Origin of the sequence: Virgibacillus sp. Bac332, from assembly GCF_003667785.1 — a bacterium.
GTDB classification, from domain to species: domain Bacteria; phylum Bacillota; class Bacilli; order Bacillales; family Amphibacillaceae; genus Virgibacillus; species Virgibacillus salarius.
The window spans coordinates 3,168,583-3,190,037 of the sequence record NZ_CP033046.1 but is presented as its reverse complement, the minus strand read 5'-3'; the positions used below and the strand labels follow the sequence as shown (position 1 = coordinate 3,190,037).

The 21,455-nt window shown below is 36.9% G+C and carries 23 protein-coding genes and 1 pseudogene; 6 read left to right on the top strand and 18 right to left on the bottom strand.

Going from position 1 to position 21,455, the window contains the following annotated elements; translation table 11 throughout:
* Window positions 1–45: 45 nt before the first annotated feature.
* The 12 genes from D9782_RS15240 to D9782_RS15185 form a co-directional block, all read right to left on the bottom strand.
* Complete coding sequence (locus D9782_RS15240) at window positions 46–252, bottom strand: DUF6501 family protein (protein ID WP_026681961.1); 207 nt, start codon at window positions 250–252, stop codon at window positions 46–48.
* A gap of 54 nt (window positions 253–306) precedes the next feature.
* Window positions 307–1,215, bottom strand: a complete 909-nt coding sequence (gene msrB, locus D9782_RS15235) for a peptide-methionine (R)-S-oxide reductase MsrB (RefSeq protein WP_240455742.1) — start codon at window positions 1,213–1,215, stop codon at window positions 307–309.
* Window positions 1,216–1,346: 131 nt separating this feature from the next.
* A complete protein-coding gene (vrrA, locus tag D9782_RS15230; RefSeq protein WP_051388355.1) occupies window positions 1,347–1,892 on the bottom strand; it encodes a VrrA/YqfQ family protein in 546 nt (181 codons plus the stop codon).
* A 483-nt stretch (window positions 1,893–2,375) separates the two neighbouring features.
* On the bottom strand, window positions 2,376–3,305 hold the full coding sequence (locus D9782_RS15225) for a DMT family transporter (protein ID WP_026681959.1): 930 nt from the start codon (window positions 3,303–3,305) through the stop codon (window positions 2,376–2,378).
* A complete protein-coding gene (gene hemA / locus D9782_RS15220) occupies window positions 3,302–4,534 on the bottom strand; it encodes a 5-aminolevulinate synthase (protein ID WP_121605114.1) in 1,233 nt (410 codons plus the stop codon). The genes D9782_RS15225 and hemA overlap by 4 nt, the downstream gene beginning before the upstream one ends.
* A 463-nt stretch (window positions 4,535–4,997) precedes the next feature.
* Window positions 4,998–5,225 carry a YozE family protein gene (locus D9782_RS15215; protein ID WP_121605113.1) on the bottom strand — a complete coding sequence of 76 codons (228 nt, stop codon included), beginning with the start codon at window positions 5,223–5,225 and terminating at the stop codon, window positions 4,998–5,000.
* An 11-nt stretch (window positions 5,226–5,236) separates the two neighbouring features.
* Window positions 5,237–6,001 carry a twin-arginine translocase subunit TatC gene (tatC, locus tag D9782_RS15210; RefSeq protein WP_026681957.1) on the bottom strand — a complete coding sequence of 255 codons (765 nt, stop codon included), beginning with the start codon at window positions 5,999–6,001 and terminating at the stop codon, window positions 5,237–5,239.
* Window positions 6,002–6,086: 85 nt separating this feature from the next.
* Window positions 6,087–6,281: a twin-arginine translocase TatA/TatE family subunit gene (locus D9782_RS15205; protein WP_026681956.1), complete on the bottom strand. Its 195-nt coding sequence runs from the start codon at window positions 6,279–6,281 to the stop codon at window positions 6,087–6,089.
* Window positions 6,282–6,299: 18 nt separating this feature from the next.
* A complete protein-coding gene (gene tatA, locus D9782_RS15200) occupies window positions 6,300–6,509 on the bottom strand; it encodes a twin-arginine translocase TatA/TatE family subunit (RefSeq protein WP_026681955.1) in 210 nt (69 codons plus the stop codon).
* Window positions 6,510–6,642: 133 nt separating this feature from the next.
* On the bottom strand, window positions 6,643–7,230 hold the full coding sequence (locus D9782_RS15195) for a molybdenum cofactor guanylyltransferase (protein WP_121605112.1): 588 nt from the start codon (window positions 7,228–7,230) through the stop codon (window positions 6,643–6,645).
* 17 nt (window positions 7,231–7,247) lie between these two features.
* A complete protein-coding gene (locus tag D9782_RS15190; RefSeq protein ID WP_121605111.1) occupies window positions 7,248–7,736 on the bottom strand; it encodes a dihydrofolate reductase in 489 nt (162 codons plus the stop codon).
* A gap of 29 nt (window positions 7,737–7,765) precedes the next feature.
* Window positions 7,766–8,722, bottom strand: coding sequence for a thymidylate synthase (locus tag D9782_RS15185; protein WP_026681953.1), 957 nt, complete (start codon window positions 8,720–8,722; stop codon window positions 7,766–7,768).
* 236 nt (window positions 8,723–8,958) lie between these two features.
* On the opposite strand from D9782_RS15185, the gene D9782_RS15180 reads away from it, so the two are divergent.
* Window positions 8,959–9,981 carry a C40 family peptidase gene (locus D9782_RS15180; protein WP_026681952.1) on the top strand — a complete coding sequence of 341 codons (1,023 nt, stop codon included), beginning with the start codon at window positions 8,959–8,961 and terminating at the stop codon, window positions 9,979–9,981.
* 84 nt (window positions 9,982–10,065) lie between these two features.
* On the opposite strand, the gene D9782_RS15175 is transcribed toward D9782_RS15180, so the two are convergent.
* Window positions 10,066–10,653 (bottom strand): HD domain-containing protein, encoded by a 588-nt coding sequence (locus D9782_RS15175; protein WP_121605110.1) that lies wholly within the window; start codon window positions 10,651–10,653, stop codon window positions 10,066–10,068.
* Window positions 10,653–12,323 (bottom strand): formate--tetrahydrofolate ligase, encoded by a 1,671-nt coding sequence (locus tag D9782_RS15170; protein WP_121605109.1) that lies wholly within the window; start codon window positions 12,321–12,323, stop codon window positions 10,653–10,655. The genes D9782_RS15175 and D9782_RS15170 overlap by 1 nt, the downstream gene beginning before the upstream one ends.
* Window positions 12,324–12,746: 423 nt before the next feature.
* Here D9782_RS15170 and D9782_RS15165 point away from each other — a divergent pair, with 423 nt between their 5' ends.
* The 5 genes from D9782_RS15165 to D9782_RS15145 all read left to right on the top strand — a co-directional run bounded on the left by D9782_RS15165 (window position 12,747) and on the right by D9782_RS15145 (window position 16,949).
* Complete coding sequence (locus D9782_RS15165) at window positions 12,747–12,947, top strand: cold-shock protein (protein ID WP_026681949.1); 201 nt, start codon at window positions 12,747–12,749, stop codon at window positions 12,945–12,947.
* Between the two features lie 163 nt (window positions 12,948–13,110).
* Window positions 13,111–13,803 (top strand): queuosine precursor transporter, encoded by a 693-nt coding sequence (locus D9782_RS15160; protein WP_026681948.1) that lies wholly within the window; start codon window positions 13,111–13,113, stop codon window positions 13,801–13,803.
* An 814-nt stretch (window positions 13,804–14,617) separates the two neighbouring features.
* The gene (locus tag D9782_RS15155; protein ID WP_080668710.1) at window positions 14,618–14,758 is read left to right on the top strand and encodes a cytochrome c oxidase subunit 2A; all 141 of its coding nucleotides are present in this window, start codon (window positions 14,618–14,620) and stop codon (window positions 14,756–14,758) included.
* Window positions 14,759–14,787: 29 nt separating this feature from the next.
* Complete coding sequence (locus D9782_RS15150) at window positions 14,788–15,291, top strand: cupredoxin domain-containing protein (protein ID WP_026681947.1); 504 nt, start codon at window positions 14,788–14,790, stop codon at window positions 15,289–15,291.
* Window positions 15,291–16,949, top strand: coding sequence for a b(o/a)3-type cytochrome-c oxidase subunit 1 (locus tag D9782_RS15145; protein ID WP_121605108.1), 1,659 nt, complete (start codon window positions 15,291–15,293; stop codon window positions 16,947–16,949). Before D9782_RS15150 ends, D9782_RS15145 begins: the two co-directional genes overlap by 1 nt.
* 179 nt (window positions 16,950–17,128) lie before the next feature.
* Here D9782_RS15145 and D9782_RS15140 read toward each other — a convergent pair whose 3' ends face one another.
* The 4 genes and pseudogenes from D9782_RS15140 to D9782_RS15125 form a co-directional block, all read right to left on the bottom strand.
* Window positions 17,129–17,647 carry an isoprenylcysteine carboxyl methyltransferase family protein gene (locus tag D9782_RS15140; RefSeq protein ID WP_121605107.1) on the bottom strand — a complete coding sequence of 173 codons (519 nt, stop codon included), beginning with the start codon at window positions 17,645–17,647 and terminating at the stop codon, window positions 17,129–17,131.
* Complete coding sequence (locus D9782_RS15135) at window positions 17,647–18,735, bottom strand: type III polyketide synthase (RefSeq protein ID WP_121605106.1); 1,089 nt, start codon at window positions 18,733–18,735, stop codon at window positions 17,647–17,649. The genes D9782_RS15140 and D9782_RS15135 overlap by 1 nt, the downstream gene beginning before the upstream one ends.
* A 36-nt stretch (window positions 18,736–18,771) precedes the next feature.
* Window positions 18,772–20,274 carry a carboxypeptidase M32 gene (locus D9782_RS15130; RefSeq protein WP_121605105.1) on the bottom strand — a complete coding sequence of 501 codons (1,503 nt, stop codon included), beginning with the start codon at window positions 20,272–20,274 and terminating at the stop codon, window positions 18,772–18,774.
* A pseudogene (locus tag D9782_RS15125) lies at window positions 20,271–21,412 on the bottom strand (class I SAM-dependent RNA methyltransferase). Before D9782_RS15125 ends, D9782_RS15130 begins: the two are co-directional and overlap by 4 nt.
* Window positions 21,413–21,455 lie beyond the last annotated feature (43 nt).

Here is a 21,455-nt window from a genome sequence, read left to right as displayed (position 1 = left end):
GAAATATTAGTATTCATGTATAAAAATAACAGGGAAATTCCCCTGTTATTTTACCTCTTCAAAGTATTCTTTTCTAAATCCAGCAATTCGTTCACTGTTGTCAATGATAAAGTAGAATTCATCCGTCTCATTCTTTACATCATATACTTTTCCTGGTGTGAGCTTATTGTCCACAATAAATTTCTTTGCATCAGCATGTACGCATTTTAGTCGTTTGATTGTCTCTCGTTCTTCCCAATTTAGATGAATCATAATCGTTACTCCCCTTTTTGAGTTTACATAATATTTATATTGTCAACTTGTCGTTTACTCGAACAAACGTAGATATTCCTCATACCCTTCTTCCCTTAGCCTGTCCTTAGGTATAAATCGCATGGCTGCGGAATTTATACAATATCGAAGTCCGCCTTTATCCTTTGGACCATCCTCAAATACATGACCTAAATGGGAATCCGCGGTTTTACTTCTTACTTCCGTTCTTACCATTCCATGCGTCGAATCTATTTCCTTTTTCAACTGATACAAATCAATGGGCTTGGTAAAGCTTGGCCAACCACATCCCGCATCATATTGATCCGTAGAAGAAAACAGGGGTTCCCCAGAAACAATATCTACATAAATCCCTTCCTCTTCATTATTCCAGTATTCATTTTGAAATGGTCTCTCTGTTCCATTTTCCTGTGTTACATGGAATTGAATGGATGTTAATTGTTTTTTTAACTTACTTTTATCAAGTTTATTTCGCCAGTTTTTCTTTATGAAATCCTCCCTACCCGATCCTTTTTTATACAATCTATAATGAAAGGATTGCTTTTTATAATAATCTTGATGCTTTTCCTCAGCTGGATAAAATGGCTTTGCAGGAAGTATTTTGGTGACGATTGGCTTTGAAAATCTTCCGCTATTTTCTAATTCTTGTTTAGATGCTTCGGCTATCTGCTTTTGCTCATCAGTATGATAGAATATAGCAGTTTGATATGATTCTCCACGATCATGAAACTGACCATATGGATCTGTAGGGTCGATTTGTTGCCAGAATGTTTCAACTAACTTTTTATATGGCATTATAGATGAATCGAACTCAATTTGTACAGCCTCCACATGGCCAGTTGTATTGGAGCAAACCTGTTCATAAGTAGGATTTTCTACGGTGCCACCAGTATAACCCGATGTTACGCTGATAATACCAGGACGTTCATCGAATGGCTCGACCATGCACCAAAAGCAACCCCCAGCGAAAGTCGCAAACTCTTTCGTTGTATTACGCACATATATCATTCCCTTTTCAGCATTTTCTTCTATTTTTCCTTTTATAGAAGAAAAAATCAAGCTGGGAGCCTTAAAAATTAAATAAACAGCTTCGGAACAGACTGACCAGGCTGTGAATTTCGCTCGGAAACGCGATCCGTTGATGTCAGTTGTAATGCATCTTCTGACAGTTCTGCACTACTTTCGATAAGGGAATCCTCTTCGGTAGACTGTTCATCAGAATCATTTTGATTACCATCTCCACTTTCCATTGAATTGAATGCTTTCATCATTCTATACATAGCAGGTAAATTTTTCACCATAGGCCCATATTCTTGCACGATCGGTGCAGCACTTTGCACCATTTTTAAAACTTGTTGAACATTATTTAATGTTCCAGACAGACCACCTACCCCATTGCTTAAAAATCCAGCACCTGTTCCAGCAGCAGATTGCGGTCGTAAAAAGCTAAGCAGATTTCGTAAATTGCCTCCTCCAGCTTGTTGAGCTCCAGGTATGGATGCCCCTGGAAACCCCCTTCCTGGAAAAGCTCTCGGAAATTGATTACCGTACATCATATTTCCTGGATTTACTTGCTGCATATTAAACGGAAAATTACCTGGCTGATTAGATGGAAATACCATATCATTACCCCCTATACCTAACTAAATCATTTATAGTATTGTACGTAAACCCAGAAAAAAGGTGTAGGCGGTAGTTCTTATAGAACTGTATATCATACATATGAGTGAAATATTTCCCGGGCAACCGCACAAACTAACATGTTTCCCTAAATCCAGTGCCATTTTTGCCGAATTCTGGTTTATTTACTGAAATAATAAATATTAAACAAACGTTTGATTAAAATACCGAACTGGAGGAAAATCATACAGTTCCATGCTAGTATTAGCGTAAATAGGAGGAAGCTAGAAAACCACATACGCTTATCATTATATTATCTAACAACGAAAAAGCTTTAGTTATTCCTTATATATAGATGAATATCGCACTCAATCCAGCCAATCAGCTACACAGTATAAACTCTAACTTTTGGGGTAACCACCTAATTATTTTAAAATAATTATCTTTCGTTTATTAACAGTTTAGGAAATTATAAAATCAGCTCATTAGTTTACTTTTTTATCAGAGTATAACTGATGCTGTTTAACTTTTTTATCACTTCTATTAGAAGGAAAGCGAAGCCCCATTGCGATTGCAGCGCCAATACAACCGAATAGACATCCAAAAAATAAGTATAAAGTTGGTTGGGAGTCCCCGATTATTACGGAGGCAATCCCTCCGATAGCAGGAAAAAGAGCTACCATGTAGCTGCTTAAGGACGCTCCGATTCGTTCTACAAGTTTAAGGTAGAACATCCATGCAACAAAGGACGCAAAAACTGTTAACCATACCAATGCACCAAGATAAGAAATTGATGTTGGGAGGTAGAAATCCTGACCTTGGAAAGTACAAATAATAAATAATAGGAGTGCTGCTACTACTCCACCGAAACTATTTGAGTAGACAGGATTAATTCCTCGGTTGGCATTTCGTGCTGAACTTGCATCACCTACCGATGTTAATAAGGTACCGAGTAATGCGACACCTACCCCTTTTAATTGAGCAAGATTAAATTGCTCGGATAAAAGAGGATAAATAACAATACATACTGCAATCATACCAATTATTCCACCTATAAGTATTCTAAGGTGTAACCTCTCCCCTAGAAATACGCGCAATGCAATAGGAGTCAATATAGCTTTCATAGAAAACATAAGAGTCACCAGCGCTGCAGAACTCCAGATTGTGCCATAATATAATAAAAGATAACTCAAAGCAAAGTTACAAGCCCCAAATATAATAATGGGTAAAGTATCCCTGCGTGAAGGTCGGCCAGATGGCCGATACAAACAAGCCAGGATAACAAATAACAACGCAGCCCCTGCAATACGGTAGGTTAATGACACTTCAAGACTGATAGGTGTACCTTGAATTTTAACAGCTATAAAGTTTAACCCCCATACAAGGAGACAGAAAATGTACATAAAAATAGTCATTGCATAGTCACATCTGACTGTTCCACAAACACAATATCAAAATGATTAAAAACCTCAATCAAAGCATCTTTTAATTGTAAGATTTGCTCCTCAGTATGATTAGGAGTAACGTTAACACGAAAGCGCTCTGTTCCGACAGGAACGGTTGGTGAGTTAATAGGCTGTAAGTAGACACGATGCCTTTCTAGTAAGCGCTTTGCCGCATCCTTGCACTTTTGAGCTTCACCGATTAAGACAGGGAGGATATGAGTTTCACTAGATTTCATTATAGGGATGCCCGCACGATTGAGTTCCTCTCTCAATATTTTCGTCTTTCTATGTAAAACATCTCTCTCATGATTTGATGCTTTTAAATGCTCAAGACTGGCATTACAAGCTGCCACAATAGATGGGGGCAAAGATGTAGTAAAAATGAACCCGGATGCAAAAGATCGAATGACGTCAATTATCTCATTTGATGCAGCAATATACCCACCTATAACACCAATTCCTTTCGCCATAGTTCCTTGAATTATATCAAGACGATGTTCTATTCCTAATTCCGCAGCTTTCCCCGCTCCTCTTGGACCATACATACCGATAGCATGGACCTCATCGATAAATGTTAAAGCATTATACTGTTCTGCAAGGTCGCAAATTTCTTTAATTGGAGAGACATCTCCGTCCATGGAATAAACGGATTCAAAAACAATAATTTTTGGTTGATCAATGGGCTGTTCTACAAGTAGTTCTTCTAAATGACTCACATCATTATGTCGGAAAACTGCACAGGCAGCCTTAGTACTACGAATTCCATTAATGATTGAAGCATGATTAAGTTCGTCAGAAAATATGGTGCAGTCCGGCAACAGACGAAGTAAGCACTGTAATGTGGCATCATTTGATCCATAGCCTGTTGGAAAAACTAACGCTGCCTCTTTGTTGTGCCAATCCGCAAGTGACGATTCTAACCTATTATAATGTTTATGGGTTCCTCCTATGTTCCTCGAACCACCTGAGCCTACCCCGAACAACTGGATAGCTTCCTGAGCAGCTGCGGTTACTAGGGGATGCTGAGACATACCCAAATAGTCGTTACTACACCAGACAACAACGGATTGATCATTCTTTTTACCACTTAACGTAGCCAGGGGATATTGACCGCGTATTCGATTAATAGTAACGAATTCACGATATTGTCCACTTTCTTTTAGTAATTGAATTTTGTTTTTCAATAATTCAGCGTACATAACAAGTCCTCCTTCTTAATCTCTAGTAAACTCAATGTTAATTAGAACTCTACGAAGAATGAATACTATGTAAATTAATTTATTAACATATTCCTCCTTTCTTTCATATAAAATTTAGAGTACTTAATAAATTACATACTAATGATGTTAATGGGTTTAGTCAATCATTTTTTCAAAAAATTAGTAAATTATATATTATTTTACCAATATAATTATAGTTACAATTCCTAATATTACTTTTCTAAGGGGATTTAGATTGCTCGTCTATGAAAGATACCTGGTTAGCTTTATCTGGAGACAACCATATATGGAGTTTTTATTAATGACTGTCATGGCTTAGATCAACCAATTAGAATGTGAACTGAGATTTCGTAACTGTGCAGGAAAATATAGAGGCAGAGTAAAAAAGACATGAAGGAATTAATTAGCTTATATTGCACAAAAAAAGACGCTAGAAACAATTCTAACGACTCTCATGTTCATGTATCCTATATATATCCCAAAGCTCATCAAACACGGTTACTGCTGTAGGAAATGGGCTATTATATTCAAGGTAGCTACTTATTTCATCATATTCCATCGCGTGCTTTGGAAAATAATGATCCGCAAAGGCCCAATCTGCTAAACGACTTTTTTCATCTGGATTTTTCTTTCCCCGATATGTCATTAAAAAATGATAAAAAGAACGCAATCCGATTCACCTCATCCATCTAAACGATCACTTTCCATGAATTCTTTATGTTTTTTCAGCTTACGCCGGTACACAACAGCAGCTAAATAAATACTAATCTCATACAAAATAATTAATGGTACTGCTACAACAAGCTGCAATATAAAATCCGGTGGCGTAACTATTGTTCCGATAATAACAAGGATTAAATAAGCATATTTACGCGTTTTACGCATAAAATCCGGTGTTAGTACTCCTAAAGCAGTAAGGAACATAGCAATTACTGGTATTTCAAACAACACAGCAAATGGCAACGTAACACGTATAAGAAACTTAAAATAACGATCAACGGTGAACATTTCATTAAACATTCCATCATTTAAGGACAAAAGAAATGGAAGAATTAACTCAATGAACATATAATACCCAAATACTAATCCCGCAATAAATAAAAGAAAGACGGCAGGTATATATGCTAATGTTGCTTTCCTTTCCGACTGTGTTAAACCTGGTCTAACAAACAACCAAACCTGTAATGCAAAAATTGGAATGGTGCAAGCAATTGCCACTATCCCCGCGAGCGTAAAATGAATCCAGATAATTTCACCCGGACTTATTACAGTTAATTTAAAGTCCAAATCACTTTGAAAAAAAGAATATATATCTTTGGAGAACACAAATCCACCAATAAAGAATAAAATGAAAAAAACAGCAATAATTATTATCCTATTTCTTAACTCCGATAGATGATCTGTAAGGTTCATTTCCTTTTCATCCATTGATACGTTGTTAGGCATCCTTTCACTCTCCTACTTACATAAACCTTGTACATAGTACCTACATAAAAGAAGATGCAAGGGTTATACCTTACACCTTCGCATATCAGCTTTTACTAGATGTTTGCTTTTCCGTTTTACTAGCATCATCATCGGTGACGATATCCTTCGTAGCATTTTTAAATTCCTTTAACGAACTTCCAAATGCTTTACCGATCTCTGGAAGTTTAGAAGGACCAAATACAACGAGCGCTATGATTAAAATTAAGATTAACCCAGGAACACCAATACTTGAGAACATTCCCTTCACTCCCTTATGTTATTTACTGCTTTTTTGATCAGTAATAATATCTTTTGTTTCCTTTATTTCATCTGTAACATCACTAGTTAATTCATTTGCAGAAGTTTTAAATTCCTTTAACGTTTGTCCTGCCGCTTTACCAATCTCCGGCAACTTTTTCGGACCGAATATTACTAATGCGATGATTAAAATCAAGATTAGTCCAGGAAAACCTATACTAGAAAACATCTTCACACCTTCTTTTCATAATTAATCTTATTATAATCAAAATTTCAAAAAACAAATATCCTTTGTAAAAAAATTCATAGCGTGTTCAATGATTAAGTATAAAGCGCTTTTAGTGTAACATGTTTTTCTTCTCTTAAACAAGTCTCATTGTCTTAGCGTGTTCATATTGTTCTGGCGTATTCATATTGAAAAAATGACGTTCTACTTGATCACGTGGGAATCCATGAAAATCATGGATAAAGCGAATATTCATCTCCTCAAAAAAACCAGTAACTTTTCGTTCACCCTTATCCAGTTGCTTTTGTACCTCTTCAAGCACTGATTTTTTATAAACAGCTGCTAAAGGATGCATATATGTTTGATAAACGGGTACAACACCATCATAGTCTTCCAAGTTGTCTATCATATATTGTAAAATCGGATATTGGATAAACGGCATATCACAGGCAGTGATGATAAAAACATCCGCTTTATTATAATAAAGCGCTGCTTCTATGCCTGCTAATGGTCCACTTTCTTGATACCTATCTGTTACAAATCGAGCTGGTAAATCGTTATAAAGCTGGGGCTGATGTGTAACAATGGATAAGCAATTCGTCACCTTCATCAATTCAAAAAAGATACGATTTATCACCGTTTGATTGCCAATTTTCAATAAAGACTTATTTGTTCCCATTCGCCGAGATTTACCACCAGAAAGTATTACCCCACAAGTATCCATTCGTTCCTCCCTACTACTTAAATTCGATCATACTGTAAAAAGTAATATTCGTAAGGATTTGTATCATTTCTTTCCCCTTTAACCTTAGAAGTAAGCCTCCATTCTTTTTCTGAGAATGTAGGAAAATATGTATCCCCATCAAAAGAATGATTAATCCACGTAATATACATTCTATCAGCTATCATCATCGCCTGCTCAAATATTTTTCCACCACCAATGATAAAATATTCCTGATCAGGGTGGGTCTCACTCCACTGTTTAATATGATCTAAGCTATCAATTACTTGGACATCGTCAGGGAAATCATTATCCCCTCTCGTAAGCACAACATTTGTACGGTTGGGTAAACTACGTCCTAATGAATCATACGTTTTTCTCCCCATAATGACAGTTTGATTGACTGTCTTTTCCTTAAAGAAGCGTAGGTCCTTTGGTAATCGCCATGGTAAATCATTATCTACACCGATGACATGATTGCGATCCATTGCCAATAATAATGATATCATTCTTTGTCCTCCTAATAACTAACAGTTACTTACACAGCTATCGGTGCCTTGATGGCTGGATGTGGGTTGTAATCCAATATTTCAAAATCAGAAAGTTCGAAATCAAATATAGACGTTTTTTCTGCATTTAATTGTAATGTTGGAAAGCTTCTTATTTCACGATTTAGCTGTGTCTTTACTTGATTTATATGATTCGTATATATATGTGCATCCCCCAAGGTATGGACAAATTCACCTGGTTGTAGATTACATTCATGCGCAATTAGGTGTGTAAGTAAAGCATAACTTGCAATATTAAACGGTACGCCAAGGAATACATCCGCACTCCGTTGATATAGTTGACAAGAAAGCTTACCTTCTGCTACATAAAACTGAAATAATGTATGGCATGGAGGTAAAGCCATTGATGGTATATCTTCAGGGTTCCATGCTGATACAATGTGCCTCCTTGAATCCGGCTTGTACTTAATGTTCTCGATTACTTCTTTAAGCTGATCGATTACCTCATTTTGTGATGTCTTCCATTGACGCCACTGTTTTCCATAAACAGCTCCTAAATCGCCAAACTTTTTAGCAAACGCATCATCAGCGAGAATTCGCTCTTTAAAAATGGACATTTGCTCTTTATATTGCTCATGGAAACGGCTATCAAGCTGTGAACGGTTACCAAAATCCGTCATATCTGGTCCATGATAACTATCACTTGTAACCCATTTTTCAAACGCCCATTCATTCCATATATTATTGTTGTTTTGTAGCAGGTATCGTATATTCGTATCCCCTTTTATAAACCATAGGAGCTCACTTGCAACTAAACGAAAAGGCACCTTTTTGGTAGTTAACAATGGGAATCCTTTTGCTAAATCGAAGCGCATTTGGTGACCAAAAACAGAATAGGTACCAGTATTTGTACGATCTTGTTTATTAGTACCATTATGTAAAATGTGATTACATAAATCTAAATATGCCCTTTCTCCTGTAACCATATCTATTCCTCCATTTACTATCTACTATCCAACTAATTGTAACACAAACTACAATTTTAAGCAGTTTACACATCACGTTAACATACTGTATTTGAACAGGCGCACTCCAATTTTTGAGGTATTGTCAGTCTTAATAAGATTTAGAGTTTACGTTTGTAACACAATCGTAACTCATAAACATGCTAAATACTCATAAATCTGTTAGAGACAGTCATAAATTAGAAAGGGGTATTTGCATGCTAAATGGTACTGTAGAGCACGTAGTAAAACGTTCTTTACTTTATGGCTACGTGTTAAGTCAACCACTTGTAGCCTATGTTGATGCATATCCTGAACTACAAAATAAGCTTTTATTCGAATCAGAACAACTAGAGTTTGGCAAACATGGCGAAGCTATTCGCATCCTACAACAAAAGCTTCATACATTATCCTATTTTGATAATAATATAGATGGTAAATTTGGAATCTTAACCGAGCACGCACTTAAAAACTTTCAAGCTGAACATAGCTTAACGATTAATGGGAAAGTTAACGAGGATACATTAAAAGCAATAATCAAAGATGAAGAACAAGAATATATAGATCAGTTAGAAAATTTTTCAGATGAGATCCGGCCTGGAATGTACAACGCAAAAGTAAAGATCGTTCAAAAGTCATTACAATACTTTGGATACTATGAGGGTGAATTAGACGGAATATATGGCCCATTAACGAAGCAAGCATTACAAATTGCTGAAGACGAACATAAAATGGATTTAATTGATGATACCTACCTTACCTCAAATGCACCAGTAGAAAAAAAGAAGAAGTCAGAAAATGTGCAGCAAAGAAATGAGGAGTCTGTTGAAGAAAAGCAGGAAGCAGCAAAGGAAGTTAAAAAAGTTCGCATAGAAGGCAATGATGGAGCGACTATAGTTCAAGAAGCTCGTTCACAAATTGGTACGCCATATACTTGGGGAGGAACCTCACCTAGTGGATTTGATTGTAGTGGTTTTATTCAATATGTATATCAACAACAAGGCGTGCAGCTTCCGAGAACCGTGAGTGATATTTGGAATTTTTCCACTCCCATCTCGAATCGCTCTGTCGGTGACCTCGTATTTTTTGAAACATATAAACCAGGACCATCCCATATGGGAATTTATATCGGTGACGGAAAATTCATCCATGCAGGTGAATCGAATGGCGTGGAGATTAGCGAATTAACTAATCCTTATTGGGAAGCTAGGTACCTTGGCGCAAAGCGAGTTAATCAATAATAGCATAAAGTGGGAGTCTTACTGAAAAAGATACCCATCAAACGATGGATATCTTTTTAGCTTATGTACAGTAAAGCAATACCTTTACCACTCGTTATAAAATTGTTCTAAATATCTTTCCATAAATTGATGACGTTCGTTAGCAATTTCTTGGGCTGTTTCTGTGTGAAGCAGCCCTTTCAGTTTCAATAGTTTATCATAGAAATGCTGGATGGACGTATGCTTCGATGTTTCATGGAATATAGGTTGCCCTTTTGCACCTCCATAAGCAAAGGTTCGAGCAATGCCAATCGCACCAATCGCATCCAGTCTATCAGCATCCTGCACGACTTTTCCTTCCATTGTAGTTGGAATCCTCCCTTTTCGGAAAGAAACATTTCTCATAATTTGCCTAATTTCCTTGATATCGCTCTTTGTAAAATCTATGGAATGAAGGAAAGCATCCATTTCGTTCAATGATTTGATCGAATCATGAAATAATTTTTCATCACCTATATCATGGAGCCAAGCAGCAGCTTCACAAATAAATGGCTCTGCGCCCTCCTTATTGGCGATTATTCTAGCCATTCGTGCTACTCGCTCCATATGATAATAATCATGGCCAGTAGGATCATCCGTAAAACAAGTAAAAACATAGGCTTTTATCTTTGCTAACTGTAAAGCTGCCTCCATTAAAACAGCCCTTTCACCTTTCCATCTGCTGTTACGTCCATATTTAGCGCTGCCGGTTTTTCAGGAAGTCCAGGCATCGTTAATACATCACCTGTTAATACAACAATAAAGCCTGCACCTATAGATGCTCGTAGTTCCCTAATAGTGATCGTAAAACCTTCTGGTCTCCCTACACGTGCAGGGTCATCTGAAAGTGAATATTGTGTCTTAGCCATGCAAATTGGGAGGTTATTCCATCCCTGCTTTTCAAATAGCTTTATTTGCTTCGATGCATGCTTTGAAAGCTCAATATCCTTCGCTCCATAAACTGTTTGAGCTATTTTTCTAATTTTTTCTTCAATAGAATCTTCTAATTCGTATAGTGGTTTAAAGCTTTTCTTCCTGCTTTCGGTCTTAGCGATAATTTTGTTAGCTAATTGAATACCGCCTGATCCACCACTTGCCCATACGTCAGTCAATGCTACTTCAACATGTTGTTCCTCACACCAGTTCTCAATAAAATGGACCTCATTTTCTGTATCGGTTGGAAACTTATTGATAGCAACTACAAATGGAACATCAAACGCTTCAATCGTCTCCATATGTTTTTTCAGATTTTTCATACCTGCTTTAAGTGCTTCTAGATTTTCTTCGGCAAGCTTATCCTTTGCCAACCCACCATGCATTTTTAATGCACGAACTGTAGCAACAATAACAACTGCGGCAGTGTCAATGTTTCCAACACGTGATTTTATATGAAAATACTTCTCAGCACCTAAATCTGCACCAAACCCCGCTTCTGTTACAACATAATCACCTAGTTTAGCTGCAGTTTTTGTAGCGATAATACTGTTACATCCATGCGCTATATTCGCAAATGGCCCGCCATGTATAATCGCAGGAGTATTTTCGATCGTTTGAACAAGGTTCGGCTTTAATGCATCTTTTAAGAGTAACGTTAATGCTCCCTCCGCTTTAAGATCACTCACAGTAACGGGTTGCTCATTATAGGTATAGCCGATCACAATTCTTGCAAATCGTGATTTTAAATCTACTATATCGGTTGCTAAACATAAAATGGCCATGATTTCAGATGCAACTGTAATTGTAAAGCCATCTTCTCTCGGAACACCCTTTGATGGTCCTCCTAGCCCTACGATGATTTGACGTAATGCTCGATCATTCATATCCATGACACGTTTCCATTCTATTCTTCTCGGATCAAGATCGAGTTCATTTCCTCGATGAATATGATTGTCAATCATTGCCGATAGCGCATTATTTGCACTCGTAATAGCATGTAAATCTCCGGTAAAATGAAGGTTTATATCTTCCATTGGTAATACTTGAGAATAACCCCCTCCTGCTGCACCACCCTTTATTCCCATTACTGGACCTAATGATGGTTCACGCAATGCAATTACTGCTCTCTTACCTATTTGGTTCAAGGCTTGTCCTAAGCCTACTGTGACTGTGGATTTCCCTTCTCCTGCAGGGGTTGGGTTAATAGAGGTAACAAGAATAACTTTGCCATCTGGCTTATCCTTTAACGTATGTAAAAGATGATTGGATATCTTTGCTTTTGTATGTCCATACGGCTCCCATTCATCTTTACTTAAATTCAAGTTCTCAGCAATTTTATGTATCGGTTCTAGCTTTGCTTCCTGTGCTATTTCTATATCCGTTTTCATGTAATAGTACCCCTTCCTAAAATTTAGATAAATATGGTGGGAAATAACTTCATCCTATCTACTACATTTCGATGTTAATCATGATCGTTCATACAGTAATTACAGCAAATTCTGCCGCTTGCCTTCATGCTCTCCTTGCATGTCTCTTGATACCGCTTCACCTAATCAAATTATAGACGAGTAACGAAAAAATGTCGACATAACCTTGCTTATTTTCTTGACTCACTTATGTAAATAAGCTATATTAGACACAAGCAAAGAAGATGTACGGATTCATTAATGACGCAGGCAGCTTCTATAGAAGTGGATGTAATAGTGATCCTACACTTCTATAGAAACTGCCTATTTTTATGTTCTGTCTATCTGCTTTGTATTACCACGTTTGTGCTTAAAGAAACGTGAAAGTTTTTAGGAGGATTATTCATGGAAAATGGTGTAGTTAAATGGTTCAATGCTGAAAAAGGATATGGCTTCATTCAGCAAGAAGAAGGAAATGACGTATTTGTACATTATTCGGCAATTCAAGAAGAAGGCTTTAAAACACTTGAAGAAGGACAGGAAGTTTCTTTTGAAATCGTTGAAGGTGAGCGTGGTCCACAAGCAGCTAATGTTGTTAAAAAATAAATAGTGATCAAAATATATAAAGCGGTAATCTTAATGGTTACCGCTTTTTTTGGTGGTTATAATAGGAATATCCTTGCTTTTCGAGTTAGTTCTTCGTATAATAGCTTTTGTGTTTTTCGCGGTTCGAGAACTCCCGCGTTACCAAAACTAAGGAGGAATAATAATGCCTAACGAGCTTATATGGATTTTATTTGCGTTGGTCAATTTTTCGTTATTGCTATTGTTCTATCGACTATTTGGTAGAACAGGCTTATATGTTTGGATCGGAATGGCAACAGTGATAGCCAATATTCAGGTGTTAAAAACAGTGGATTTAATTGGCTTAACAGCTACTCTTGGGAATATCCTATATGGAACTGCTTATTTAGCTACCGATATAATTAATGAAAAACATGGTAAAAAAGAGGCGAAAAAAGCAGTATGGTTGGGATTTGCAACATTAGTTACCATGACAATCATCATGCAAATTGCCTTAGCATTTGAACCAGGTGCTGAAGACATTGCTCATGATGCGCTGGCGACTATATTTAGTTTAATTCCACGAATAGTGGCCGGAAGCTTAGCAGCGTATATGATTAGTCAATACTTTGATGTTTGGATTTATGATAAATTACGTAATCTATTTCCAAGTGATCGGCAGTTATGGATTAGAAATAATGGGAGTACGGTGATAAGTCAATTTGTAGATACGATTGTTTTCTGTACTATAGCATTCTATGGAACATATCCATTCGATATTTGGTTGGAAATATTTATAACAACCTATGTTATCAAATTCGCGGTGGCAATTATCGATACACCATTTATGTATATTGCTAAGAACATGCATGTTGAAAAAAGTAATAGCACAAATTAATGCAAAAGGAAGCACAATAACCTATTTAACTATTGTGCTTCCTTTTTTTCTTATCAAGTCCCCATTTATTCTTGTATTATAGTTACCTCTTTTATATGCATACATATGTATATTAGCTTGGAGTCATTTTATCTTCCATTAGTATCTCCTGAATAAATAGACTCATTAAACGATTTTCAATCTATATACTCAAAGACCCCCAACCTGACGAAATTCTTATTCGTTGGCTTCCTTCACACTGGTTCTTTTATTTCGACAACTAAAAAATAACTTACATTTATTCTGTAACATCTTTGAGGAATAGGATAAGATACTATTCATTCATACATGCCTCTCCCTCCTCTCTATCTAAATTTCGGTTTCGCGGCAGTTTGCATTCTTAGTTCAAACGACATTTTTGCATGATGCTTCAACACTAATCAAATTTGCTAAGTTAAAACATGCTGACTTCGTTCCGTTTACCTTTTATCAATATGCTCCCTGCTCTGTTAGGCTTACTAATTACCTAATTATCGTATTCTAAGCCATGCTTAAGTCAGCAGGATAAGCTTGTTTATGTGCCTTACTTTTTAAAGATTTGTTTTTAAACAGCTACTACTTCTTTCCTACAAGGTAGTTTTTCACTTAATTGCCACTTTTTCTTCACAAATCCTTCAATTACTTTTCTAACCTAAATGTTAGTAAAGTACTGATACAGAGCGGTTCGAACATAATTGAACAAATTGTGAAAATACTAACGAACAATGCTAATTCGGGCAGTGTTTTGTGTATGATGAAAATAGAAGCACTACTTTAGTCATGAGGGGGGAGTAGAATGGAAAATGCTGAAAAGCAGAAATCTGAAGAGCGTGTAGAAACGCCAAACCTGAAAGGTACACTACTATCTGTGTTATTACTAGGAGTCTTCATTATCGTTAGTTGGTTTGGTGTATTTGCCTTATTTTTATCTAGGTAATTGGAATGAATTTAGGGGGGAGTGTTAGCATGCATTTGCATAAGTTTGAGAAGGTATGGTTAATATTTGGAACTGGATCACTTCTATTATTTTTGCTTGTGATTGGGGTTGGTGCATTTTATAAAGGTACCCATCCTTCCAGTCATTTAGAAACAATTGACTTAAAGAATATTGAAAGTCATGAGGCCTTTCAACCAGATAATTTAGGCGTAACACAGGTAAAAGAGGATCAGTATATCGTTAATTTTGTTGCCTCTGCCTTTAACTATGATTTTGGTGTTGATGATAATGGTAAACCGCTAAAAAAGATTAGAATTCCTAAAGGATCAACTGTTTTATTTCAAGCAACAACAAAAGATGTAATTCATGGATATCAAGTTGCTGGGACGAATGTAAATATGATGCTGGAGCCTGGTTACATTAGCCGCTACGAAACGGTTATGGATGAGACAGGTGAATTTACAATTGTATGTAATGAATACTGTGGATTGGGTCATCACCAAATGTTTGCTTCTGTGGAGGTGTATGAATAATGATTGCGACTAAACTTGGTATTTCAAAATCTGATTCCAAACTTACTATGGCCTTTATCTATGTTGCATTTATTTCATTATTTATTGGTGGGCTAATGGGGCTGTTACAAACACTTGTAAGATCAGGTTCCCTTTCACTTCCATGGGGAATCACCTATTATCAAGTATTAACGGTACATGGAGTAATACTCGGACTCGTTTTAACTACTTTTTTTATTATCGGTTTTCAATATGCTTTGATGGCCAAAACAGTTGGTATTTCAAAAAAACAGCGATTATATGCCTGGTTAAGTTTTATAGTCATGTTAATTGGTACGGTCATGGCCGCCGTTATGGTGTTATTAGGTAAAGCAAGTGTACTATATACATTTTACGCTCCATTGCAAGCACATCCTATATTTTATTTTGGATTGGCATTGGTTATTATCGGTAGTTGGATTGCCTGTTTTGTTAACTTCCGGCAACTCTATGTTTGGAAAAAGACTCATAAAGATGAAAAATCACCGCTTCTTGCCTTTATGGTAGTTATCAATATGGTATTATGGTTTATTGCAACGCTTGGTGTAGCAGCCGCAGTCATTGTTCAATTTATTCCGTGGTCCCTTGGATATGCGGAAACGATTAATGTTTTAGTAAGTAGGACCTTGTTTTGGTATTTTGGTCATCCACTTGTATATTTTTGGCTACTACCTGCATATATGGCTTGGTATGCCATAATCCCGAAGATTATTGGCGGCAAAATTTTTAGTGATTCATTAGCACGATTGTCTTTTGTATTATTTTTATTATTCTCTATACCAGTCGGCTTTCATCATCAGCTGACAGAACCTGGAATTGACCCAACGTGGAAGTTTATACAAGTTGTACTTACATTTATGGTCATCATTCCTTCACTTATGACAGCATTTTCTATGTTTGCCATGTTTGAGATAACTGGCAGACGGAAGGGGTTTCGTGGATTATTTGGTTGGTTTAAACATTTACCTTGGAAGGACGTTCGTTTCTTTGCTCCTATGGTAGGTATGCTTGCATTCATACCAGCAGGAACTGGAGGAATAATCAATGCATCCCATCAATTAAACAACGTTATTCACAACACGATGTGGGTTACTGGTCATTTCCACTTAACTGTAGCAACTACTGTTTTACTTACCTTTTTCGGAATTAGCTATTGGTTGATCCCACACCTAACAGGTAGAAAGCTAACAAAGAAGATCAATAATTTAGGGTTAATACAAACCGTTATTTGGGCAGTAGGGATGACTATCATGTCTGGATCCATGCATATATCTGGTCTGCTAGGTGCACCGCGAAGATCTGCCTTCTCTGAATATGGTGGAACTGCCCAAGCATCAGATTGGATAGGATATCAAATTGCTCAAGCGGTTGGAGGCACTATTTTATTTATCGGTATTCTACTAATGGTATATATCTTTCTGCAATTAACTTTCTTTGCACCGAAGGGACAGGAAGAGTTCCCAATTGCTGAAGAAGAAGTGAATGCTCAACCGACACCGCTATTTTTAGAAAATTGGAAGCTCTGGATTGGCATTACAATTGGGTTAATCTTATTTGCATATACCATTCCATTTATCGATATTATTCTGCACGCTCCAACGGGTAGCGAACCATTTGCTTGGCCAATCGGGAATTCATAATATACTAGGAGTGAGTATCCCATAAGGTACAAAGGAATATAGAACTCCTGTAGAAGGAGCAATATCGTGTCACTAACCTGAAGTATTTTATTCACGAGAAGGATGAACCGTCGTTGCCCCATGGCAATAGTATACTTCAGCTGTATAGGTAAAGAGCTGTCTTTATGGACAGCTCTTTCCTATTCTGTTAACTTTGTATCTTTTAACGCATTTTCCTCTGCTGGAATTCGAACAGTTAATAACAGGATGTGCAACAACGGAAACAATACTGCCGTTATATATGCCTCAAACAACAAGGGGATAACCAATAATTCAATTCCCACTACGATATAATTGGGATGTTTTACATATTTATATGGACCTTTCCTCACTAAAGGGAACTGTGGAGATATTATGATTTTCGTGTTCCAAAACTTACCTAACGATGAAATACACCAAAAACGTACGAACTGGAGCAATAGAAACAGTACAAACAAATAAATGTTAAATTGGAACGTAGCTGGATGCCTTAGTAATACCTCGACAATTAGCGAGAGAAAGAATAAGCTGTGTACAAGGATAAACCACTTATAATGCTCTTCCCCTCTTTCTACCCCACCTCTTTCTTTTATCCAGACTTCATTTCGTTTGGCAATGTTCAGCTCAACTAATCGTTGTACGATAATAAAGCACAGTATAACCCACATAAATAATGGCATTAGTCTACCCACTCCATAAGTATTAACTCAGAGCTAAAGCCTGGGCCAAGTGCTGATATTACACTTTTTTCTCCCTTAGAAATGGCTTCCTTCATCCAGGCACCTAGGACATAGAGAACGGTGGCAGATGACATATTACCATGATTACGTAACACATTAATAGAATGCTTAAATTTTTCAGGCTTGGCTTGTAGAACTTTTTCCATGGAATCGATTACTTTTTTACCCCCTGGATGAGCAATAAACGAATGTATATCCTGTTCATTTATTCGTGTTGCTTGCAGAAAGATTTGTAAATGCTCTCGCCAAAACGTTTCTACTAGAGCAGGTATACTTTTCGAAAAAATAACCTCAAAGCCACCATCAGTTATATCCCACCCCATTACGGATATACTGTCTTTTTTTGTGTATGAATGAGATTGCAGAAGCTTGGGAATAGAGCCTTTTTTCTTGCGTAATATTAAAGACTTCTCACCAACCGCTAATGCCGCACTTATTCCATCACCAAATAACGCTGTTCCAATGATATTACTCTTTTTCATATCCCCTTTTTGAAACGTCAAACTACATAGTTCACAGCAAACAATCAATGCAGATTTATCTGGATTAGCTGTTAACCAATCATAAGCTCTTGATAATCCAATTGCCCCACCAGCACAGCCTAACCCCCATAAAGGCATTCGCTTTATATCTGATCGAAAAGGTCGTTCATTAAATAGATGAATATCCATAGATGGCGTTGCTATACCTGTACTAGACACAAATATGATCATATCTATTTCCTCATACAAAACAGGTTCATCTAAAAATTGTTGATTCGTTAAGCAAGCGTCTATTGCGCGCAGGGCATACTCTTTTGCATAGGTCGTATAAAGCTCGTTTCTTTCCTTAAAGGAGTGATCTCGTAAAAACCATTCTGAGTCAACAACAAATTGGCGCTCATTGACCTGCGCATTGTCAAATACCGGAAGCAGCCGTGATCGTTGTCGAAGGGAATACGTAAATACTTTTTGCACAATTTGCTTTACTTCCTCTTGTGGCATACGATAATTAGGAATACCGAGTCCTGTTGAACAAATATATGTCATGGAATACTCCTTCTTTTAGAAAGCAAACAGCTCAACTTAGTTAAACTGATAAATAGCTGCATACTTTTGCTTTAAGTATCTTACTAAGTAATCAGGATTTAATCCTTCGTTTGTAACATCCTTGATAATTTCAAGTGGTTTCTTCATCTTGCCATGTTGATGTACAGCTTCGGATAACCATTGTTTAATTCTACGATAGTCTCCGGTCATAATAATTTCATCAACGTTTACTTCACGTCTTAAGGTGTGATTCAACTGTGCAGCATACATATACCCTAATGCATACGAAGGAAAATAACCAAAATCGCCTCCTGCCCAATGGATATCCTGAAGGACTCCTTCTCTATTAGTTGGAGGGTTTATTCCTAAATAAGCCACCATTTTCTCATTCCATAGCTTAGGTAAATCTTGCACGTTAATCTCCCCATTAATCAAAGCTTTTTCAAGCTCGTAACGTACCATGATATGAAGTGAATAGGTTAATTCATCTGCTTCAATGCGTATGAATGAGGGCTTCACTTCATTTACTGCACGAAAGAATTGGTCCAACTCTACATCCCTAAAGTGCTGGGGGGCATATGATTGAAACTCTTGATAATTAGCTTCCCAAAATGTATGACTCCTTGCTATAAAGTTTTCCCAAAATAATGATTGTGATTCATGAATTCCCATTGACGTTCCTGTTGCAAGCGGTGTATTCATTAAACTTTCTGCAATATTTTGTTCGTATAATGCATGTCCGCCTTCATGAATAGTCCCAAAGATCGCCATTCTAAAATCGTTTTCATCGTATCTTGTAGTAATTCGTACATCATTTCGATTGAGCGCAATTGCAAAGGGATGAATGGTTTCGTCTAATCGACCAGATTGAAAATCATAGCCCATTTGCTTTAAAATTATTTTGGTAAAGGCTTCCTGATCATTTTTAGGAAAATGTGCTTGCAAAACATCGGTGTCAGGCTTTACAGGACTTGCTTTGATTTGATCCAATAGAGATACTAACGATGTGCGCAATGCAGGAAAAACCTCATCTAACATCGTTGTTGTTACCCCAGGCTCGAAGTTATGTAGTAATGCATCATAGATATTATGCTCATATCCCCAATAAGTAGCAAATTGTTTATTATAATCGACTAGTTTCTCTAAATATGGTTGAAACAATTGGAAATCATCGTTTTGCCTAGCTTCTTGCCAGACGGCTTCAGATTTGGATTGCGTCATAATAAATTCTCTATACAGTTCATGAGGTATTTTACGATTTCTTTCATAATTTTCCTCACAAACCTCAACTGTCCTTTTTAATATTGGATCAGTCGTATCCTTTTTTAAAGCATCAATAAAATGTTTCATTTTATCAGAAGTTTCCAGCTTATGAATCTTTTCTCCCAGAAAACCAGCAACTTCAGAACGTTGTTCGACACCATGATTAGGTATTTTGGTACGCATATCCCAATGAATTAGCATCAATGACTCATTATAAGCACTTATTTCACGTAAGTAATGTCTAAAGTCTTTCTCTACGGTATTTATAGTTGTCATTCCAAATCCTCCCTCACCTTTTTACCAAAATATTGATAATAATCTGTTCGGATATATCCATTAAATAACTTTCGTTTCTTCGTCGCTCTTTGACCAAATGCTTTTTCAAAGTTTTCGTAAGCGGTTAGTATATAAATGCTCCAGCTTTCATGATGTTTCATAACAGAGCCTAAATCATTAGCAATTTTTGCAGCATGCTTATAATCACCAAGCCTTTGTCCATATGGAGGATTGCCAATAAGATAACCATTATGCTTGCGAATCGTTAAATCCTTTACTTGCATCTGCTTCCATGTTATCAAGTCTCCTAATCCTGATTCCATCGCATTTTGCTTTGCAATGTCTATCATTTTATGATCAATGTCAGAGCCGATAATTTCTAACTTTTGATCATAGTTTGCTTTATCTTCTGCTTCTTGAAAAGCATCCTCCCAATGCTTTCTTTTTATGAAGCTCCATTCTTCTGAAGCAAACTCACGGTTAAAGCCAGGTGCAATATTCTGACCCATTAACGCAGCTTCAATAGCAATCGTTCCTGACCCACAAAAGGGATCTATTAATGTTTCATCTGCATGCCAGTTAGTTAGCATAATTAAAGATGCAGCAAGGGTTTCCTTTAAAGGGGCATCCCCCTGCCCTACTCGATATCCTCTTTTATGTAATCCTGTGCCAGAAGTATCAATCGTCAGAGTAGCTTCATCCTTCAAAAGAGCAATCTCAACTTTAAACATAGCACCAGACTCAGGAATTTAGAAACAATTCCATACTTTAATTTTAACCGTTCAACGATTGCTTTTTTTGTTATGGCCTGACAATCGGGAACACTATACAGCTTAGACTTAACCGATTTTCCGATTACTGGAACTTGTCCGTCCTCTGCAATATATTTCTCCCAAGGCAATGACTTGGTACCTTCAAATAACTCCTCAAAGGAGCTAGCTTTAAAAGTACCTACCTGTAATTTAACCCGATCAGCGGAGCGTAGCCATAAATTACAACGAGGAATAGCAGAGATAGGCGCTTCAAAAATAACCTTTCCGTTCTCTACGTGTGTTTCATAGCCTAATGCATTTACCTCTTTAGCCACAACTGCTTCTAATCCCATAGCTGCTGTTGCAATTAATGTTACAGTTTGCATATATAATTAATTCCTTTCCTATCAGTATCATGTTTTCCATAGT

What these genes read in the sequence shown, in the direction of transcription:
- D9782_RS15240 (WP_026681961.1), bottom strand. Translation starts at nt 252, where the DNA reads ATGATTCATCTAAATTGGGAAGAACGAGAGACAATCAAACGACTAAAA.
- D9782_RS15150 (WP_026681947.1), top strand. Translation starts at nt 14,788, where the DNA reads ATGCATTTGCATAAGTTTGAGAAGGTATGGTTAATATTTGGAACTGGA.
- D9782_RS15190 (WP_121605111.1), bottom strand. Translation starts at nt 7,736, where the DNA reads ATGATATCATTATTATTGGCAATGGATCGCAATCATGTCATCGGTGTA.
- D9782_RS15135 (WP_121605106.1), bottom strand. Translation starts at nt 18,735, where the DNA reads ATGACATATATTTGTTCAACAGGACTCGGTATTCCTAATTATCGTATG.
- D9782_RS15175 (WP_121605110.1), bottom strand. Translation starts at nt 10,653, where the DNA reads ATGGAGGCAGCTTTACAGTTAGCAAAGATAAAAGCCTATGTTTTTACT.
- D9782_RS15160 (WP_026681948.1), top strand. Translation starts at nt 13,111, where the DNA reads ATGCCTAACGAGCTTATATGGATTTTATTTGCGTTGGTCAATTTTTCG.
- D9782_RS15130 (WP_121605105.1), bottom strand. Translation starts at nt 20,274, where the DNA reads ATGACAACTATAAATACCGTAGAGAAAGACTTTAGACATTACTTACGT.
- msrB (WP_240455742.1), bottom strand. Translation starts at nt 1,215, where the DNA reads ATGGTCGAGCCATTCGATGAACGTCCTGGTATTATCAGCGTAACATCG.
- tatA (WP_026681955.1), bottom strand. Translation starts at nt 6,509, where the DNA reads ATGTTTTCTAGTATAGGTTTTCCTGGACTAATCTTGATTTTAATCATC.
- hemA (WP_121605114.1), bottom strand. Translation starts at nt 4,534, where the DNA reads ATGTACGCTGAATTATTGAAAAACAAAATTCAATTACTAAAAGAAAGT.
- tatC (WP_026681957.1), bottom strand. Translation starts at nt 6,001, where the DNA reads ATGCCTAACAACGTATCAATGGATGAAAAGGAAATGAACCTTACAGAT.
- D9782_RS15145 (WP_121605108.1), top strand. Translation starts at nt 15,291, where the DNA reads ATGATTGCGACTAAACTTGGTATTTCAAAATCTGATTCCAAACTTACT.
- D9782_RS15180 (WP_026681952.1), top strand. Translation starts at nt 8,959, where the DNA reads ATGCTAAATGGTACTGTAGAGCACGTAGTAAAACGTTCTTTACTTTAT.
- D9782_RS15170 (WP_121605109.1), bottom strand. Translation starts at nt 12,323, where the DNA reads ATGAAAACGGATATAGAAATAGCACAGGAAGCAAAGCTAGAACCGATA.
- vrrA (WP_051388355.1), bottom strand. Translation starts at nt 1,892, where the DNA reads ATGGTATTTCCATCTAATCAGCCAGGTAATTTTCCGTTTAATATGCAG.
- D9782_RS15140 (WP_121605107.1), bottom strand. Translation starts at nt 17,647, where the DNA reads ATGCCATTATTTATGTGGGTTATACTGTGCTTTATTATCGTACAACGA.
- D9782_RS15185 (WP_026681953.1), bottom strand. Translation starts at nt 8,722, where the DNA reads ATGGTTACAGGAGAAAGGGCATATTTAGATTTATGTAATCACATTTTA.
- D9782_RS15155 (WP_080668710.1), top strand. Translation starts at nt 14,618, where the DNA reads ATGGAAAATGCTGAAAAGCAGAAATCTGAAGAGCGTGTAGAAACGCCA.
- D9782_RS15225 (WP_026681959.1), bottom strand. Translation starts at nt 3,305, where the DNA reads ATGACTATTTTTATGTACATTTTCTGTCTCCTTGTATGGGGGTTAAAC.
- D9782_RS15165 (WP_026681949.1), top strand. Translation starts at nt 12,747, where the DNA reads ATGGAAAATGGTGTAGTTAAATGGTTCAATGCTGAAAAAGGATATGGC.
- D9782_RS15195 (WP_121605112.1), bottom strand. Translation starts at nt 7,230, where the DNA reads ATGGATACTTGTGGGGTAATACTTTCTGGTGGTAAATCTCGGCGAATG.
- D9782_RS15205 (WP_026681956.1), bottom strand. Translation starts at nt 6,281, where the DNA reads ATGTTCTCAAGTATTGGTGTTCCTGGGTTAATCTTAATTTTAATCATA.